Source organism: Desulfovibrio sp. SGI.230 (assembly GCF_050313065.1).
Classification (GTDB): domain Bacteria; phylum Desulfobacterota; class Desulfovibrionia; order Desulfovibrionales; family Desulfovibrionaceae; genus Desulfovibrio.
In genome coordinates this window covers 52,803-68,286 of sequence record NZ_JBNPKS010000003.1, presented here as the reverse complement: position 1 = coordinate 68,286, position 15,484 = coordinate 52,803, and the positions used below count along the sequence as shown (strand labels likewise).

Genomic DNA, 15,484 nt, shown 5'->3' with positions numbered 1-15,484 from the left:
TGCTTTTCTTGCTGCGAAAGCCTTAGGCGGCTTCGCCCTTCTTTTCTTCGATGGCCTTAAGCGCATAGAGCAGGCCGCGGAGAACGTTGGCGAACAGCGAAACAAAATTGGTGGGCACGGCGTTCATGGTGCCGAGCAGCTGACCAAGGAGCTGTTCCTTGGACGGCAGCTTGGCCAGGGCTTCAACCTGTTCGGCAGACATTTCCTTGCCTTCCAGGCTGCCGCAGCGCAGCTGGAACAGCTTGCTCTGCTTAGCAAAATCACTCAACGCCTTGGCCACCGCCACGGGGTCATCGAAACCAAGGGCAATGGCGCTGTTGTCGTGGAACTTGTCCTTGACAACGTCATGCGTGCCACCGGTAAAAGCGATACGGGCCAACGTGTTCTTGACGACGTAGAATTCGCCGCCAGCCTTGCGCAGGTTCACACGGAGGTTCGTCAGCTCTTCCACCGTCATGCCCTTGAACTCGGTCAGCACCGCAAAAGAAGCACGATCGGCATTCGCTTTGATCGCTTCAATGACGGCTGCTTTTTCAGACCTGGTCACGTGATACCTCTCACGTTCGGGGTTGCCGGGTGGAATGCCGAGCCAAAGATAAGTCTGGACAGGTGGATTAAAGGCCTTGCGGCCTGCCTGCCGTCTTCGACTCGAATTCCCTTGCCTTAGCCAGTAAATTCAAATGCGGGGATTGCTATTACTGCAATCCCCGCACGATGTCAACTAAAAAATGGGCTTAGCCTTCCAGGAATTTTTTCACCTGGGACATATCGATCTTGAAGCCGGGGCCCATGGTGGTGGACACAGCCATGGAGAGCATGTAGGTGCCCTTGGCGCCGGAGGGCTTCAGACGATTCACGGTTTCCAGCAGGGCCTTGAGGTTGCCCAGGATCTTTTCGGGACCGAAGGAAACCTTGCCCAGAGGAGCGTGCAGAACACCGGCCTTGTCGACCTTGAAGTCCACGCGACCGGCCTTCAGTTCGTTGACGGCCTTGGTCACGTCGAAGGTAACGGAACCGGTCTTGGCGTTGGGCATCAGGCCGCGGGGGCCGAGCAGACGGCCGATCTGGCCCACCAGAGCCATGACGTCAGGGGTGGCGACGGCGGCGTCGAAGTCCAGCCAGCCTTCCTTGACCTTGGCCACCAGGTCTTCAGCACCCACGAAGTCGGCGCCGGCGGCGGTGGCTTCGGCCTGCTTTTCACCCTTACAGAAAACGGCCACGCGAACGGTCTTGCCCAGGCCGTGAGGCAGGGTCACAGCGCCGCGCACCATCTGGTCGGAGTACTTGGGGTCAACACCCAGGCGGATGGCCACGTCGACGGTTTCGTCGAACTTGGCGAAGGAAGCGCCCAGGGATTTGCTCACAGCGTCTTCAACGCTCAGGCGTTCCTGCAGGTTCACGCCTTCGAGAGCTTTGCGAAAATTTTTGCCATGCTTGGGCATGTCTTTATCCTTTCGTTTTATCTCCTGCCACACATGGACTGCTCCAGGTCTGGCAGTACAATTGATCAACGAGGGGCAGCCAGGCTGCCGTCATCCGGTAAACCGGTCCCTACTTGATTTCGATGCCCATGCTGCGGGCGGTGCCGGCGATGGACTTCACAGCGGACTCAAGGGTGGCGGCGTTGAGATCGGGCAGCTTCAGCTTGGCGATTTCTTCCACCTGGGCCATGGTCAGGCTGCCAACCTTGTTACGGTTGGGTTCACCGGAGCCCTTTTCGATCTTGGCGGCCTTCATGATCAGCACCGCGGCCGGGGGGGTCTTGGTGATGAAGGTGAAGGAGCGGTCAGCGTAGACCGTGATGACCACAGGGATGATCATGCCCTTCTGGTCCTGGGTGCGGGCATTGAATTCCTTGCAGAAGCCCATGATGTTCAGGCCATGCTGACCCAGGGCGGGACCCACCGGCGGGGAGGGGTTGGCGGCGCCGGCCGGAATCTGCAGTTTGATTTTGGCAACTTCTTTTTTGGCCATGATGTTCTATCCTTATGACTGGAACAGCGCCCTGCGGCGCTGCTCCGATGCTAGCCCTTGGAAACCTGCACGAAATCCAGTTCCACCGGGGTTTGTCTTCCGAAGATGGAAACGGATACGCGCAGCTTGCCCTTTTCGTAGTTGACATCGTCCACGACGCCATTGAAGCCCTCGAAGGGGCCCTCGATAACCCGAACGTCGTCGCCGCGTTCGAAGTTGAACTTGGGCCGGGGGGTCTCCTGGCGACTTTCCATCAGCGAGAGGATGCGCGCGGCGTCGCTTTCGCTCATGGGAGTGGGGCGGTTCTTACCCCCCACAAAACCGGTGACCTTGGGGATGGACTGCACCAGATGGCAGGAAAGATCCGTCATAATCATGCGGATCATCACATAGCCGGGGTAGAATTTGCGGGTACTGGTGCGAGGCTGCGAGCCGTTCTTGGAAGGTTCGATGACCTTTTCGGTAGGCACGACCACTTCCTGGATGAGGCCATTGTCCTCGCCGGAATCCATCATCGCCTTAATGGTCTTCTGCACGCGCTGCTCGAAACCGGAGTAGGTGTGCACGATGTACCAGCGAGACTTCTTCCCCAGTTCGGAGTTCTCGTCGATAACGGGAGTGTTCATATGTGCCTTCAGGAGAGGATACTCTTGATGATGGCCGAAAGCCCCAGATCCACGAGGCCAAGCACGATCGCCATGACGGCAACAAAGCCCAGAACCGCAAACGTCGCTTTGCGCGTTTCCTTGAGCGTAGGCCACGTAACCTTACGCAGTTCGCCGCGAGAATCTTCGATATATTGCGCCAGGCGGGAGATGGGGTTGGGGGTCTGTTCGGTCTTGGAGTCGGCTTGCGCGGATTTCTTTACCATGGTGCTTCCCACAAGATAAAAAATGGCAGGGCAGGAGGGATTCGAACCCCCAACTTGCGGTTTTGGAGACCGCCGCTCTAGCCGTTAGAGCTACTGCCCTGCGTACCGTCAGGGGGGAGGGGTGCTCCCCCCTGCGGAAGTATTGTTACCTGGTTTCTCTGTGAAGCGTGTGCTTCTTGTCCCAGGGACAATATTTTTTCATTTCCAGACGCCCGGTGGTGTTCTTCTTGTTCTTCCGGGTGCTGTAGTTGCGACGCTTGCACTCAGTGCAGGCAAGGATGATATTCACTCTCATGGTACTACTCGATGATTTCGGTCACCACGCCGGAGCCCACGGTACGGCCACCTTCACGGATGGCGAAGCGCAGACCGGCTTCCATGGCGATGGGGGCGATCAGTTCCACCAGGAACTGGCTGTTATCGCCAGGCATGACCATTTCCACACCTTCGGGCAGGTTGATCACACCGGTGATGTCGGTGGTACGGAAGTAGAACTGAGGACGATAGCCGGAGAAGAACGGGGTGTGACGGCCACCTTCTTCCTTGGACAGGACGTACACTTCAGCCTTGAACTTCTTGTGGGGCGTGATGGACTTGGGAGCAGCGAGCACCTGGCCGCGTTCCACTTCGTCACGCTTGGTGCCGCGCAGCAGCACACCGATGTTGTCACCAGCTTCGCCCTGATCCAGCAGCTTGCGGAACATTTCCACGCCGGTGCAGGTGGTCTGGGCGGTGGGCTTGATACCCACGATTTCCACCACGTCGCCGACCTTGATGATGCCGCGTTCCACACGACCGGTCACCACGGTACCGCGGCCGGAGATGGAGAACACGTCTTCGATGGGCATCAGGAAGGGCTTGTCGATGTCGCGCTCGGGATCGGGGATGAAGTCGTCGCAAGCCTGCAGCAGTTCGATGATGCACTTGGCTTCAGGAGCGTCGGGATCGTCGCATTCCAGAGCCTTCAGAGCGGAACCACGGATAACGGGCACGTCGTCGCCGGGGAAGTCATAGGAAGACAGCAGTTCGCGCACTTCCAGTTCCACCAGTTCCAGCAGTTCTTCGTCGTCCACCAGGTCGCACTTGTTCAGGAACACGACCAGCTGGGGCACGCCGACCTGACGGGCGAGCAGGATGTGCTCACGAGTCTGAGGCATGGGACCGTCGGTGGCGGCCACCACCAGGATACCGCCGTCCATCTGGGCAGCACCGGTGATCATGTTCTTGATGTAGTCAGCGTGGCCGGGGCAGTCCACGTGAGCGTAGTGACGCTTTTCGGTTTCGTATTCCACGTGGGCGGTGGCGATGGTGATACCACGTTCCTTTTCTTCGGGAGCCTTGTCGATTTCGTCGTAGGAAATGAAGCTACCGGAGCCCTTCAGACCGGCGATCTTGGTGATGGCGGCGGTCAGAGTGGTCTTACCATGGTCGATGTGGCCGATGGTACCAATGTTAACGTGGGGCTTTTTGCGTTCGTATTTTTCCTTGCCCATTGTACGTCTCCCTGAGGATAAAATTTGTTGCGGTTACTGTACTTTCAACCTTGAGCATGGTTTCGAACGCCTGCTCCCGGTTTCTTGCCACTGCCCGCATAAGTCCCTGTGTTGTTGCCCAGGGAACGTGCTTTGACAGGAAAAAGGATGACTGGAAGGGAAAAATGCAGGAATGGAGCGGGAAACGGGATTCGAACCCGCAACCCTCAGCTTGGAAGGCTGATGCTCTAGCCGTTGAGCTATTCCCGCATCCTCGATGCGCGTTGTTTTGCAGGTCAGCGAACTGACCCCCGGGTTTCGGCATGGCCCGGTACTGCACCGTAGTTCCCGACAGTCTACCTGTCTCCTACAGCCAAGGCAGTTGTTAGCATGTGCCACACTTCTTATTCAGAAGTGGTGGAGGGGGGTGGATTTGAACCACCGAAGTCTTACGACGACAGATTTACAGTCTGTTCCCTTTGGCCACTCGGGAACCCCTCCACTCTGAGTTGCAAGCGATGTTGGCTTGCAAGATTTTCAGTCTGGCGTGGGCTTGTCCGGCTTTGCTTCCGGTGCCCTGCTGCCCCGTTCGGCTTTCGCTTTCGTGAGGCATTCGTCAGCAGCAAGGATGTGTTTACGGAAAACCGGCCCCTTTGGCAAGCACTTTTTTGCATTTTTTCGATTTTTTTTCGTTAAAAAATAAAAAATAAATAAAAACAATATGTTATTGATATGCCTAAAAAGCCCGTTTTCCTTGCTTCAGGGGCTTTTATGGGCTTTTTCGATCAAGAGGGCTTCAAAAAGGGCCTGAAAAAGTTGTTTCAGCTCGTGCCGGATGCGTGTTTTGGGGACGTCAGGGAAGGTCTCGGCCAGCAGGGAAAGAGCCTCGTCACGTGAAAGGGGAGCGGAAAGCAGCTGCCAGACCACGGCTCCGGTGCCATCGAGACGGAAGATGTGGTTACCGTGGCTGTCCGTGAGGAAGATGCTTTGTCCTGCCTGCCGGCAACTCAGGCCCGGGCGTTGCTGCCACAGTGTCCTGCTGTCCCCCGCGTCGCCGGGGGGCTCGGCTGCGGAAGGCCGACCGGCTGAGGGACGAGCACAAGAGGCAGAAGAATCCGGCACGGGAGGAAAATCCGCGGGCAGGGGCGCAGCCGGGGGCAGCAAGGGCGCCTGCCGTGCGAGGAGCTCTGCGGCTTCATCCAGGTCATCATAGCGGAGGATGCGGCAGGGCTGGGCATCCAGCAGTTGCGAGCCCAGCCTGAGGACCTCCGGTGCACCGCCATCGGGGATCAGGAAACGGGCCAGCACGTTGTCCATGCCGGTGGCGGCAGAGGCGGGCAGAAGAACGGCCCGGCTGCCGGGCGTGCGTTCCAGCAGGATCACGGCATCCGGGGCGTGGCGTTCGCCCCAGGGCGCCAGATCGTCCGGGGAGGGAGCCAGATAGCCATAATGGCGATCACGTATGCCCGGACGCTCGTTCATGAAGCGTTTCAGAGCAGGGGAAGAGGGCGGGGGCAGGCGCAGGCGGGGAGCTACGCCGAAGGAAAAGATTTTTCCCCGGTGGAGGCCCAGCAGGTCGTCACCGAGCCCCCGGGCTGCATCGGCCATGAGACGGGTGACCAGCGTGCTCTTCCCGGCGCGGTTGTCGCCGCAGAAAAGCAGGGTGCGCCCATGCAGGCACACGGCCGCGGCATGGAGGGAGATCAGGTGGGGGCAGGCATGGCAGCAGGCGGCCACCAGCTCGATGGCCAGGCTGCACAGCAGGCAGGCCCGGGAGGGTTCGTAGCGGGGAGCGGGCAGCCAGGGAGAGCGCAGGCGATAGCCGCGCCCCTGTGGAGTGATGGCCAGCAGGGGCGCAGTTTCGTGCAGGCCGGATGGCAGCGTCCCGGAGATGGACGGGAGCCCTGCTGGTTGCGGGGCGTACGGCCAGAGCCGGAAAAAAGCATCCAGCGCGGGCAGCAGGCCTTGGCAGTCATGCAGTCGCACGGCTCCCGGCACACCGGCAAAAAAGACGTCCTGGTGCGCCATGCCTAGTAGCGATCCGGCCGGAAGCCCCCCAGGGCGTCATTGAACGTGTCACGCAGGCGATCCCCGGCCTCACGATGCCAGCCTTCATTATAGCGGCCGTCGTAGCGACCGTCGTAACGGTCGTCATAACGGTCACGGTAATCATAGTTGCGGGAGGGGCGGGAATGGCGACGCGAGGGACGGCTGCGGCGGCTGCGTCTGGAGTAGCGGCTGCGCCGGGAATAATGGCTGCCGTGGGAAGAACGTCTGCGCCGCCGGTGCGAGGGCCGGGAGTGGGCCTCGGCTTCATTGACGCAGAGCAGGACCGGCGTGGCATAGAGCAGGCCCGTGGCGACCAGACCGGCCAGGAAGGAACGGCGCTTGTTGCGGAGGCTGTCTTCGGAAGGGGCGGACGATTCTGTCTTCATAATGCCCTCCTGCCCGGGAGCGGGTCAGGTAAAAGTATCCTGAATAGCAGACGAAAAACGGCCTGTCGGAGATTGTGCCAGCAAAGCGGGGCCTTGCCAAGGGGCGTCCGCAAGTCTGACGGAGCCAGTCTGCTGCGTCAGGCATGAGCAAAGCGTCAGGGCGTGGCATGGCCGTACGCCCTGTACCGACGTTTTTTTCGGCAGGGCATCGTCCACCACAGGATGCGGCTTTGCAGGGCATCCTTCCGGTCTGCTTCCATGTGCCGCTGCCGGTGGGGTGCCGGACATGTCGCGGTGGCCCCGCTGCGGACTGCGTCCCCGGCAGGCGCGTCACGGCACGGGGCGGCATGCCGTCAGCAGGCCTGTTGCCGGGTCCGGGCCAGAAAGGCGTCGGCCTTGTGGTATTCCGGCTCATCCAGCAGGCTGGTCACGGTAAAGACCAGCAGGGAGAGGCAGACGCCCAGGATCACCTGCAGGGCCGACTGCTGCTCCCAGAAGGCGGGCAAGGGCATCCCCAGGAAGATGGCCAGATTGTACAGGCAGTAGGCCAGGCCGCAGAGCATGGAGCACAGGGCGCCCCTGCTGGTGCCGCGCCGCCAGAAAAAGGCCAGGACAAGCGGTACGAACACGCCGGTGGTGATGATGTCCGAGGCTATCCAGGTGATCTCGAAGATGGAACGGATGCGCAGGGAGATGAGGATGCCCACGGCCACGATGACCAGCGTGGCCAGCCGGGACAGGCGCAAGCGGGTCTTTTCGTCGTAGCTGCCGGGGAGCAGGTCCATGACCAGGGTCATGGCGCCGGTGTTGATGAGGGAGTCCATGGTGGACATGATGGCCGCCGAGATGCCCACGAAGACCACCGCCGCCAGCAGGGGCGACATGGAGCTTTCCACCAGGGCGGTGACCACGCCGCCCTTGGGCAGGGTATCGAACAGGACGATGCCCGCCATGCCGGTAAGGACCACGATCAGGTACAGCGGGATGTAGACGAAGAAGCTCATGACCGTCATGCGCCGGGCGTCCCGCGTGTCGCGTGTGGCCGAGATGCGCTGCCAGACATTGGCCTGGATCATCCACGAGCAGCCGAAGGTGATGACGTACATCAGGTATTTGGGGGCGCCTGCGGTCAGGCTCATGAATTCCGGCCTGCCGCTGCGGGCCGCCGCCTCGGCGATGGGGCCCAGGCCGCCGCATTCCTGCATGGCCACCACGAAGACGGCCAGGGCGGACAGGAGCAGCAGCACGAACTGGATGATGTCCGTGAGCACCACGCCGCGAAAGCCCCCGAACATGGAATAGACCAGCACGATGAGCGTCCCGGCCAGCACGCCGCCCTCATAGCCCATGCCGAGGAAGGTCCCGAAAAAGTCCCCTACGGCCACCATCTGCGAGGCAGCGGAGAACAGCATGAAAAACAGGATCATCAGCGCCAGCAGCCGCGCCACGGGACGGGAATAGCGGGCCTCCATCATAGCCCCCTGGGTCAGATAGCCCACGCTGCGGATGGCCCGTGCCCCCAGGCCCATGAGCAGGGTGGCCACCAGCACGGGCACGCCGTAGTACCAGAAGGCCCCCATGCCGTCGGCAAAGGCCAGATCCGCCGTGGACAGGGCCGAGCCCCCGCCCCACCATGAGGCGATGAAGGTGATGGACAGGGCCCAGAACGGCAGGCTGCGCCCGGCAAAAAAATAGTCTTCCACGTCGCTGTTCTTTTTTTCCTTGAGGACGACCAGCAACAGGATGGCAAAATAGAGGACGAGCCCGATAAGGGAAGCGGTCTTGAGCATGGGGATTCCGCGAATGGCTGAAAGTGGCGGGGCGTTGGGGACAGAGGATCAGCGGGCCAGATTGCGCAGGAGGCTGTCCAGAACAGCCATGCAGGCGGCCTGATCCGCGGGCGGGACGTCCTGCCAGAGCCTGCGGTGCAGTGCCGTGGAGATGTCCGTCTGGACATGGCGCAGGGCCTCGCCCCTGTCGCTCAGGGACACGAGCTGCACCCGGGCGTCCTGCGGCGAGGGACGGCGCCGGCAGTAGCCGCGCTCCTGCAGGGTATCCACCAGGCCCGTGACCGTGTTTTTTTTGCGGCCTATGCGCCGGGCCAGCGTGCTCATGGGCTGGGGGGATTCCTCGAACAGGGCATGGAGCACGGCCCCGTGGGCGGGCAGCAGATCGGTGATGCCGCGCCGGGCAAGTTCGTCGCAGATATGCTGGTTGGCCCGTTCCCGGATACGGGAGAGCAGGTCGATGATGTCATCAGGTGAGGTGGCAGGCATGGGGCCTCCGTGCAGGAATTCGGGCGTTTTTAGTTCGTGGGCGAACTAATGTCAATGGAAGAAGGGCAGCCGTCAGAGCTGCCCGATGGAATGCATCTTTTCTTTTCCATTTTATGGAGCGGACAAGCGGGATAACAGGCAAAAAAGGAGGTCCTCATGGATAGGAACAGGCCTGTGTTTCCCTGTCCGCATTGCGGTTCCCGCCACACGACGCTGAGCCGGACAAGCCTGTCTTTTTTGCCGGAGTGGCTGCGCCGTCTGTTGCCCGTATCCGGGACCTGTCCTGCGCAGGGCAGGATCATCCTCGCTTGCAAGGATTGCGGGAAAAGGTTCGTCATGTATATCATGTAGGGGGAGGGCCCCTGCCATGGCGACCATGTTTCCTGCTGATGTGACGTCGTTCCTGACGACCGGCGAAGAAGCAACGTACAGTTTTCTGCAACGTACGGCCCGGCCGGACGGCAAATTCCTGTGCTGGTACGCGCCGGACATCGAAGAGCGCGAGCCGGACTTCATCCTGCTGTCGCCCGATTGCGGCCTGGTGGTGCTGGAGGTCAAGGACTGGCTCATCGACCAGCTGCTGGAAGTGGACGGCAAAAGCGTGCTCCTGTCGGTCAACGGCCGGGAGGAACGGCGCAAGCAGCCTTTGGCCCAGGCACGGGAATATGTGGGCAGCCTGCTCACCCTGTTGAACAAGCACGCGCCCCGCATGGCGGACGGCAAGCCTTTGCTGCCCTGTCCCGTCACCGGCGGGGCGGTGTTGCCGCACATCAGCCGTGAGGAATTCCGGGCGGCCGGTCTGGGCGAGGTCATGGAGGAGGGGCGGATCATCTTCTGGGATGAACTGCACGAGGAGTCCCCGCTGCGGCGGGATGCCTCGGGCCGCAGTTTCGCGTGCTGGCTCGCGGAGCATTTCCCGCCCCTGTTCCCCTTCCAGCTCTCGGGTTCCCAGATCGACTGGCTGCGGGCCCGGATCTTCCCCGTGGTGCGGCTGGAACTGCCCGTACGCGGCGGGACGCATGCCTCGGCCCAGGACGAGACCATCCGCGCTCTGGACCGCGACCAGGAAAATCTGGCACGCGGCATGGGCGCCGGGAAACAGCTCATCATCGGGCCGTCCGGCAGCGGCAAGACGCTCATCCTGGCGCATCAGGCCTGGAACCTGCCGCGGGTGGACAAAAAGATCCGCCGTGTGCTGGTGACCTGCTTCAATCTGTCGCTGGTGGGCTACATTCGCCGCTTGCTGGCCCGCAAGGGCGCCAGCCTTGGCCCGGACGGGGTGGAGGTGGTGCCGTTTTACAGTGTTTGCGAACGTATCCTGGGCGAACCGCTGACCCATGCCGAGGAGAGCGAGTATTACAACATCATCGTGCAGGAGGCACAGGAGCGCCTGCAAGGGGAGCATCCGCTCAAAGGGCACTGGGATGCCATCCTGGTCGATGAGGGGCAGGATTTTTCCCCGGAGATGGCGCACGTCCTGCTGGCCCTGCTGCCGCCGCATGGGGTGCTGACCGTGGCCCAGGATGAACAGCAATGCCTGTACCAGCCGGAAGACAGCGGCTGGGAGAAAATGGGCATCGCCGGTCTGCGGTTGCGCCGTCTGCAACGCCAGTACCGCAACACACGGGCCATCGCCCGGATGGCCTTGTGCCTGCTGCCGGAAGGTGAGCCCGTGCCGGATCTGGCAGGCGCGGAAGGTGAGCCTCCCTGCTGGCTGCAAAGCGCCGATGCGCCTTTGCTGGTGCGCGACGTGGCGGATGCCGTGGCCACTCTGGTGCGGGAGGGCGTACCCATGAGCGAGATAGCGATCCTCTACGCTCATTCCCGCATGGAAGGGCTGGCGTCCAGCCTGCCGGAAAGCCTGCTGGAAGCGGTGGAGGCCCGGGGCGTCATGGCCCGCTGGGTGGCCCGGGATACGACCAGCAAGCGCTATTTCGACATCACCACGGACAGCGTCTGCATCTCCACCATCCACAGCGCCAAAGGTCTGGATTTTTCCCATGTCTTCCTGCTGGGCATGGATCGCCTCCAGCCGGAGAAGCCCCGCCAGCGGCGTCTGGCTTATGTAGGAATGACGCGCGCCCGGGAGCATCTGACGCTGGCTATTTGCGGCCGGGAAGGGCTCGTCCCCGTGCTGACAGCGGCAGAGCGGTAGGCGCTTGAGAGCCGTCCGCTGTCCTTCATATGCTGAGGCAGGAGAGCCGGCCGGTGAAAAGCCCCCTGTGCGAAAGCCCTTGCCAAGCGGTCAGGATTCATCTAAAAGAGGAGAGATGCTGGTGTGGCTCAATCGGTAGAGCAGCTGATTTGTAATCTGCAGGTTATGGGTTCAAGTCCCTTCACCAGCTCCAGGAAAAAGCAAAAAGCCCTTACGGAAAACTCCGTGAGGGCTTTTTTGTTTTAGGCCAGCTTTCGGGTACTTTTTTGCAGGGAGCTTCAAGTCATGTATCCGCAACGGAGCGTCATGACATGCGGGCTTGCAACTGCGCTCGAGCCTCCCCATTTCAATCACGCACCTGTGAGGGGTGCGATCGGTGCATCTTTTCCCGCCGGAGCCGGGCAGGTAGTTTCAATCCACGCACCCGCGTGGGGTGCGACAAGGCGCTGCTGACACCGACTGGACCGTGATCCAGTTTCAATCCACGCACCCGCGTGGGGTGCGACTCAACTTGGCCGCAGATGATTCCGGGGTTGAAATTGTTTCAATCCACGCACCCGCGTGGGGTGCGACGCCAAGTCCGTAGGGCTCCCAAAATTTCAGGCGGTTTCAATCCACGCACCCGCGTGGGGTGCGACAAGATGCTGGAGCCTGAGACGTGGGCCAAGGTCGTGTTTCAATCCACGCACCCGCGTGGGGTGCGACAAGTCGCTGTCTTTCTCACAGACGAAAAAAGAGATGGTTTCAATCCACGCACCCGCGTGGGGTGCGACGGTAGAGGACGTTTGCCGGTGGTTGCTCCCAAACGGTTTCAATCCACGCACCCGCGTGGGGTGCGACTTAGCTTGAGCGATCCAGCAGGGGTCAAATCGCACGTTTCAATCCACGCACCCGCGTGGGGTGCGACATGCTGACGCGGGCAGTAACGATAGCGGCCTGGCCGGTTTCAATCCACGCACCCGCGTGGGGTGCGACTTGGGATTTTTGCGATATTCTTCCGCCCAGGTATCGGTTTCAATCCACGCACCCGCGTGGGGTGCGACCGGCTACATTGCTGACGCTTCCGACATGCCTGATGATGTTTCAATCCACGCACCCGCGTGGGGTGCGACGTGGCCTTCGCCCACGGATGGAATGCCCAATACTGTGTTTCAATCCACGCACCCGCGTGGGGTGCGACCTCCCCTCTATCTGTGTCATGTCCCCGATGTTCGGTTTCAATCCACGCACCCGCGTGGGGTGCGACCCAAGCTGGCGACGCATCTGCAAATGCCTGCTGAAGTTTCAATCCACGCACCCGCGTGGGGTGCGACTTTCACCGGCAGCGACGGTAACAAGGTCGAGCGCACGGTTTCAATCCACGCACCCGCGTGGGGTGCGACGTGACGGGAGCTGCCTTTCTGTTCCGCCACTGGCTGTTTCAATCCACGCACCCGCGTGGGGTGCGACGCAATGGCGACGTTTGCACAGATACAGGCGGAAATCGTTTCAATCCACGCACCCGCGTGGGGTGCGACAAACCGTCTCGATTTTTTGAGACAGCAGCTTATGAGTTTCAATCCACGCACCCGCGTGGGGTGCGACCCGCGTCGCCTGCTCCATGTACGAGCTGGTAGACGCGTTTCAATCCACGCACCCGCGTGGGGTGCGACGATACCGGGGGCGCATCGCAAACCGCATTGGCATCGTTTCAATCCACGCACCCGCGTGGGGTGCGACCGTTGCACGGGCGCTCTCGATCTCGGCAGGTGGAAGTTTCAATCCACGCACCCGCGTGGGGTGCGACTCGGTCAGCGGCGTGTCAGCCTTGTCCATGACCACCGTTTCAATCCACGCACCCGCGTGGGGTGCGACCCGCAGATGCGGCAGGGTTCGTTCTCGATCATAGCTAGTTTCAATCCACGCACCCGCGTGGGGTGCGACCCGAACCGCAAGCCGCGCATCCTGACCGATGAGGTTTCAATCCACGCACCCGCGTGGGGTGCGACCTCCTGTGATTGTCTTGGTTAGCGAACGTTCTTGCGTTTCAATCCACGCACCCGCGTGGGGTGCGACCGCGGACATTCATCCAGACGGCCAATGTGAGGGCGCAGGTTTCAATCCACGCACCCGCGTGGGGTGCGACGGTCATCGTACCCGGTATAAGGGTCAAGCGCAGACAGTTTCAATCCACGCACCCGCGTGGGGTGCGACTGTTTCCATGTTTTATCCAGTAGATTCCCGTGATTAGCAAATCCTTTTCGAGGATGAAAAAAGATTCAGGTCAAAGGCAGGACGTTTTTTCAAACTGGAAATATATTTTTTAATGATATCAATATATAACAGGCATCGATATCCTGCCGGGAAAAGACGCCCCATAGAGGTCCTCGATCAGAATATCAGCGGACCTTCCGGATCGTAGGCTGCCTTGACGCCGATATGCTCTATCTTGCTTCGCCAGTGGTTCCCCAAAAAATAGAAGCGCAAGCTGTCCCGTTCCGGGTCCATCTCGTCCAGGAGCTGCGCACGCAAGACCTGCCATTGGGCATTATCGAGCAGGCACTCAAAAACAGAAAACTGGACCCGCTGCCCCCAGCTGGTGCAAAGCCTGGCTATGCGGCGCAGCCTGCGCTTGCCTGCGGCATCCTGTGTATTCACGTCATAACTGACAAGGACGACCATGATCACCTCACGACAAAGGGGGGATAGGCTTCCAGATCATCACGAAGGGTCCTGGCCAGCAGGCGGGCCTGGATGAAAAAAACAAGGCCGACAGCCATGCGTTCATGGAGGAAGGGATGCTCCACGTCGTCCTTTTTTCTTTCCTGCCAGGCAACGATGACCTTTTTTCGGCTTTTTTCCTTCATGGTGACAGCTCCCGACGGTGCGCGGATGAAGTCCTTTGCCGTCAGCTGCTGTCGGTTGATGAGCGACAGGGCCAGCCTGTCCGCAAGATACGGACGAAATTCTTCCATGATGTCCAGCGCCAGGCTTGCCCGGCCGGGGCGTTCCCGATGGAGAAAGCCGACGGCCGGATCCAGGCCGACGCTTTCGCACGCGCTGCGGATATCATGGGCAAGCAGGGTATAGAGAAAGGAAAGGAGGCAGTTCACCTCGTTCATGGGAGGGCGCCTGCTCCTTTGTTCAAAGACCATGCCCCCGGCACGGCATTGGGGACGGATGAGCAGATCGAAGGCGCCGAAGTATGTCCGGGCAGCATCGCCTTCCAGCCCTCGCAGGGTCTCCAGGTCGTCTTCCCGGCGGAGCTGCCTGAGGGTATGGCCCAGGGATTCGATGGCGGCGGACAGGGCCGGAAGAGGGGCGTTGCGCGCTTGTCGCATGAGTATGGTCCTGCAGTTGGCCACCTTGCCTATCAGGAAGGAGCGCGCAAGGTCGGCCGTCTGCCGGGGGCTGTCGGTCGCGCGGTACTGGGCCCGACGCAAGAGCACGTTCCCCCTGGTCGGGCCCTGGACAGACGCCATGAAACGGCCGCTCTCGGAAAACCAGGAGACCGTGACGCCCAGTGCCGCACAATGTTCCAGAAGATACGGGCTGCAACTTACCCGGCCAAAGCAGGCGATGGACTGGAGTGTATGCAGGGGGATGGTCCCAAGGCTCTGTCCGTCATGGTGCAGCTCCACACATTCCCCCTGTTTGGAGAGCCAGGTATCCTGCGTGGTGACGAACAAGGTATTCAGATAGCGTTTCATCCCTCTTCCTCACACAGTTTGTCCAGATAGACGGAAACAGCAGGCGGCGAACCGGGCATGCAGCAGGCCGCAAGCGAGCAGGAAGAACAGACGGCGCTTTTTTGTGCGGAGGGCAGCCGGGCGCTTGCCAGCATCTCCCGCACGGCCGCGACGGTCCGCTCCGTTTTTTCCCGAAGCTCCGGGCTGAACCGCACCACCGTACGCCGGTGAGGCGTGCCGTAAAACAGGGCCCCTTCGGGGATGGACGTGGCAAACATCTCTTCCAGACACAGGGCTTGCCCGCAGAGCTGGATACTGTCCGCCAGACAGTCTCCATGGGGAGAGCCTTTTTTATATTCCACCGGGTAGGGCCGCCATCGTCTGCCGTCGCGGTGAAGCTCCACGGCATCAGATTTGCCGCGGAGCCCCAGCCGCGCGGAATGGAGTTCAAGGTCTGTGACGATCCTGACGCCGTCCCGCAGCCGGGTCTCCCCGCTGTGGACGGACTCGTGCAGCAGGCGTCCCGCGGCGGTGTGCTCGTTTTCCGTCCATATCTGTTCCATATGGATGAGCGCGCACTGCCGGGGACAGACCACATAATGCTGCAGGGCGGACAACAGGATGTCGTGCATG

Annotated in this window: 15 protein-coding genes, 4 tRNA genes and 1 CRISPR repeat array; of the genes, 2 read left to right on the top strand and 17 right to left on the bottom strand. The window is 61.0% G+C overall.

The window, feature by feature from the left end:
- Nucleotides 1-22: 22 nt before the first annotated feature.
- From rplJ to ACQRAG_RS04095, 14 genes are all read right to left on the bottom strand, one after another.
- A complete protein-coding gene (rplJ, locus tag ACQRAG_RS04160; protein WP_006003612.1) occupies nt 23-547 on the bottom strand; it encodes a 50S ribosomal protein L10 in 525 nt (174 codons plus the stop codon).
- A gap of 187 nt (nt 548-734) precedes the next feature.
- The gene (gene rplA, locus ACQRAG_RS04155) at nt 735-1,442 is read right to left on the bottom strand and encodes a 50S ribosomal protein L1 (RefSeq protein WP_040368907.1); all 708 of its coding nucleotides are present in this window, start codon (nt 1,440-1,442) and stop codon (nt 735-737) included.
- A 109-nt stretch (nt 1,443-1,551) separates the two neighbouring features.
- Complete coding sequence (rplK, locus tag ACQRAG_RS04150) at nt 1,552-1,974, bottom strand: 50S ribosomal protein L11 (protein ID WP_006003616.1); 423 nt, start codon at nt 1,972-1,974, stop codon at nt 1,552-1,554.
- Between the two features lie 50 nt (nt 1,975-2,024).
- The gene (nusG, locus tag ACQRAG_RS04145; protein WP_006003618.1) at nt 2,025-2,600 is read right to left on the bottom strand and encodes a transcription termination/antitermination protein NusG; all 576 of its coding nucleotides are present in this window, start codon (nt 2,598-2,600) and stop codon (nt 2,025-2,027) included.
- An 8-nt stretch (nt 2,601-2,608) separates the two neighbouring features.
- Nucleotides 2,609-2,845, bottom strand: a complete 237-nt coding sequence (secE, locus tag ACQRAG_RS04140; RefSeq protein WP_006003620.1) for a preprotein translocase subunit SecE — start codon at nt 2,843-2,845, stop codon at nt 2,609-2,611.
- 23 nt (nt 2,846-2,868) lie between these two features.
- Nucleotides 2,869-2,945: transfer RNA gene (locus tag ACQRAG_RS04135), tRNA-Trp, on the bottom strand.
- Nucleotides 2,946-2,990: 45 nt separating this feature from the next.
- Nucleotides 2,991-3,140, bottom strand: a complete 150-nt coding sequence (rpmG, locus tag ACQRAG_RS04130) for a 50S ribosomal protein L33 (protein ID WP_072334080.1) — start codon at nt 3,138-3,140, stop codon at nt 2,991-2,993.
- Between the two features lie 4 nt (nt 3,141-3,144).
- Nucleotides 3,145-4,338, bottom strand: a complete 1,194-nt coding sequence (gene tuf / locus ACQRAG_RS04125) for an elongation factor Tu (RefSeq protein WP_297138364.1) — start codon at nt 4,336-4,338, stop codon at nt 3,145-3,147.
- A gap of 173 nt (nt 4,339-4,511) precedes the next feature.
- Nucleotides 4,512-4,587 (bottom strand) — tRNA-Gly (locus tag ACQRAG_RS04120).
- A gap of 145 nt (nt 4,588-4,732) precedes the next feature.
- Nucleotides 4,733-4,818 (bottom strand) — tRNA-Tyr (locus ACQRAG_RS04115).
- A gap of 258 nt (nt 4,819-5,076) precedes the next feature.
- Nucleotides 5,077-6,345, bottom strand: coding sequence for a PqqD family peptide modification chaperone (locus ACQRAG_RS04110; protein WP_427803632.1), 1,269 nt, complete (start codon nt 6,343-6,345; stop codon nt 5,077-5,079).
- A gap of 2 nt (nt 6,346-6,347) precedes the next feature.
- Nucleotides 6,348-6,752, bottom strand: coding sequence for a hypothetical protein (locus tag ACQRAG_RS04105; protein ID WP_300646350.1), 405 nt, complete (start codon nt 6,750-6,752; stop codon nt 6,348-6,350).
- A 353-nt stretch (nt 6,753-7,105) separates the two neighbouring features.
- Complete coding sequence (locus ACQRAG_RS04100) at nt 7,106-8,542, bottom strand: sodium:solute symporter family protein (protein WP_303740045.1); 1,437 nt, start codon at nt 8,540-8,542, stop codon at nt 7,106-7,108.
- Nucleotides 8,543-8,590: 48 nt separating this feature from the next.
- Complete coding sequence (locus ACQRAG_RS04095; protein WP_302261277.1) at nt 8,591-9,028, bottom strand: MarR family winged helix-turn-helix transcriptional regulator; 438 nt, start codon at nt 9,026-9,028, stop codon at nt 8,591-8,593.
- A gap of 367 nt (nt 9,029-9,395) precedes the next feature.
- Between ACQRAG_RS04095 and ACQRAG_RS04090 the strand changes: the two genes are divergently transcribed.
- Together ACQRAG_RS04090 and ACQRAG_RS04085 are read left to right on the top strand one after the other, a co-directional pair.
- Nucleotides 9,396-11,183, top strand: coding sequence for a 3'-5' exonuclease (locus tag ACQRAG_RS04090; protein WP_303876857.1), 1,788 nt, complete (start codon nt 9,396-9,398; stop codon nt 11,181-11,183).
- 117 nt (nt 11,184-11,300) lie between these two features.
- Nucleotides 11,301-11,376 (top strand) — tRNA-Thr (locus tag ACQRAG_RS04085).
- A 215-nt stretch (nt 11,377-11,591) separates the two neighbouring features.
- A CRISPR array of direct repeats spans nt 11,592-13,376; the repeat unit is 32 nt; unit sequence GTTTCAATCCACGCACCCGCGTGGGGTGCGAC.
- A gap of 177 nt (nt 13,377-13,553) precedes the next feature.
- On the opposite strand, the gene cas2 is transcribed toward ACQRAG_RS04085, so the two are convergent.
- Genes cas2 through cas4 form a run of 3 tightly spaced genes read right to left on the bottom strand, consistent with a single transcriptional unit; the run spans nt 13,554 to nt 15,483 of the window.
- Complete coding sequence (cas2, locus tag ACQRAG_RS04080) at nt 13,554-13,844, bottom strand: CRISPR-associated endonuclease Cas2 (protein ID WP_168935437.1); 291 nt, start codon at nt 13,842-13,844, stop codon at nt 13,554-13,556.
- Nucleotides 13,845-13,846: 2 nt separating this feature from the next.
- Nucleotides 13,847-14,872 carry a type I-C CRISPR-associated endonuclease Cas1c gene (gene cas1c / locus ACQRAG_RS04075; protein ID WP_297138188.1) on the bottom strand — a complete coding sequence of 342 codons (1,026 nt, stop codon included), beginning with the start codon at nt 14,870-14,872 and terminating at the stop codon, nt 13,847-13,849.
- A complete protein-coding gene (gene cas4 / locus ACQRAG_RS04070; protein ID WP_303876333.1) occupies nt 14,869-15,483 on the bottom strand; it encodes a CRISPR-associated protein Cas4 in 615 nt (204 codons plus the stop codon). The genes cas1c and cas4 overlap by 4 nt, the downstream gene beginning before the upstream one ends.
- Nucleotide 15,484 lies beyond the last annotated feature (1 nt).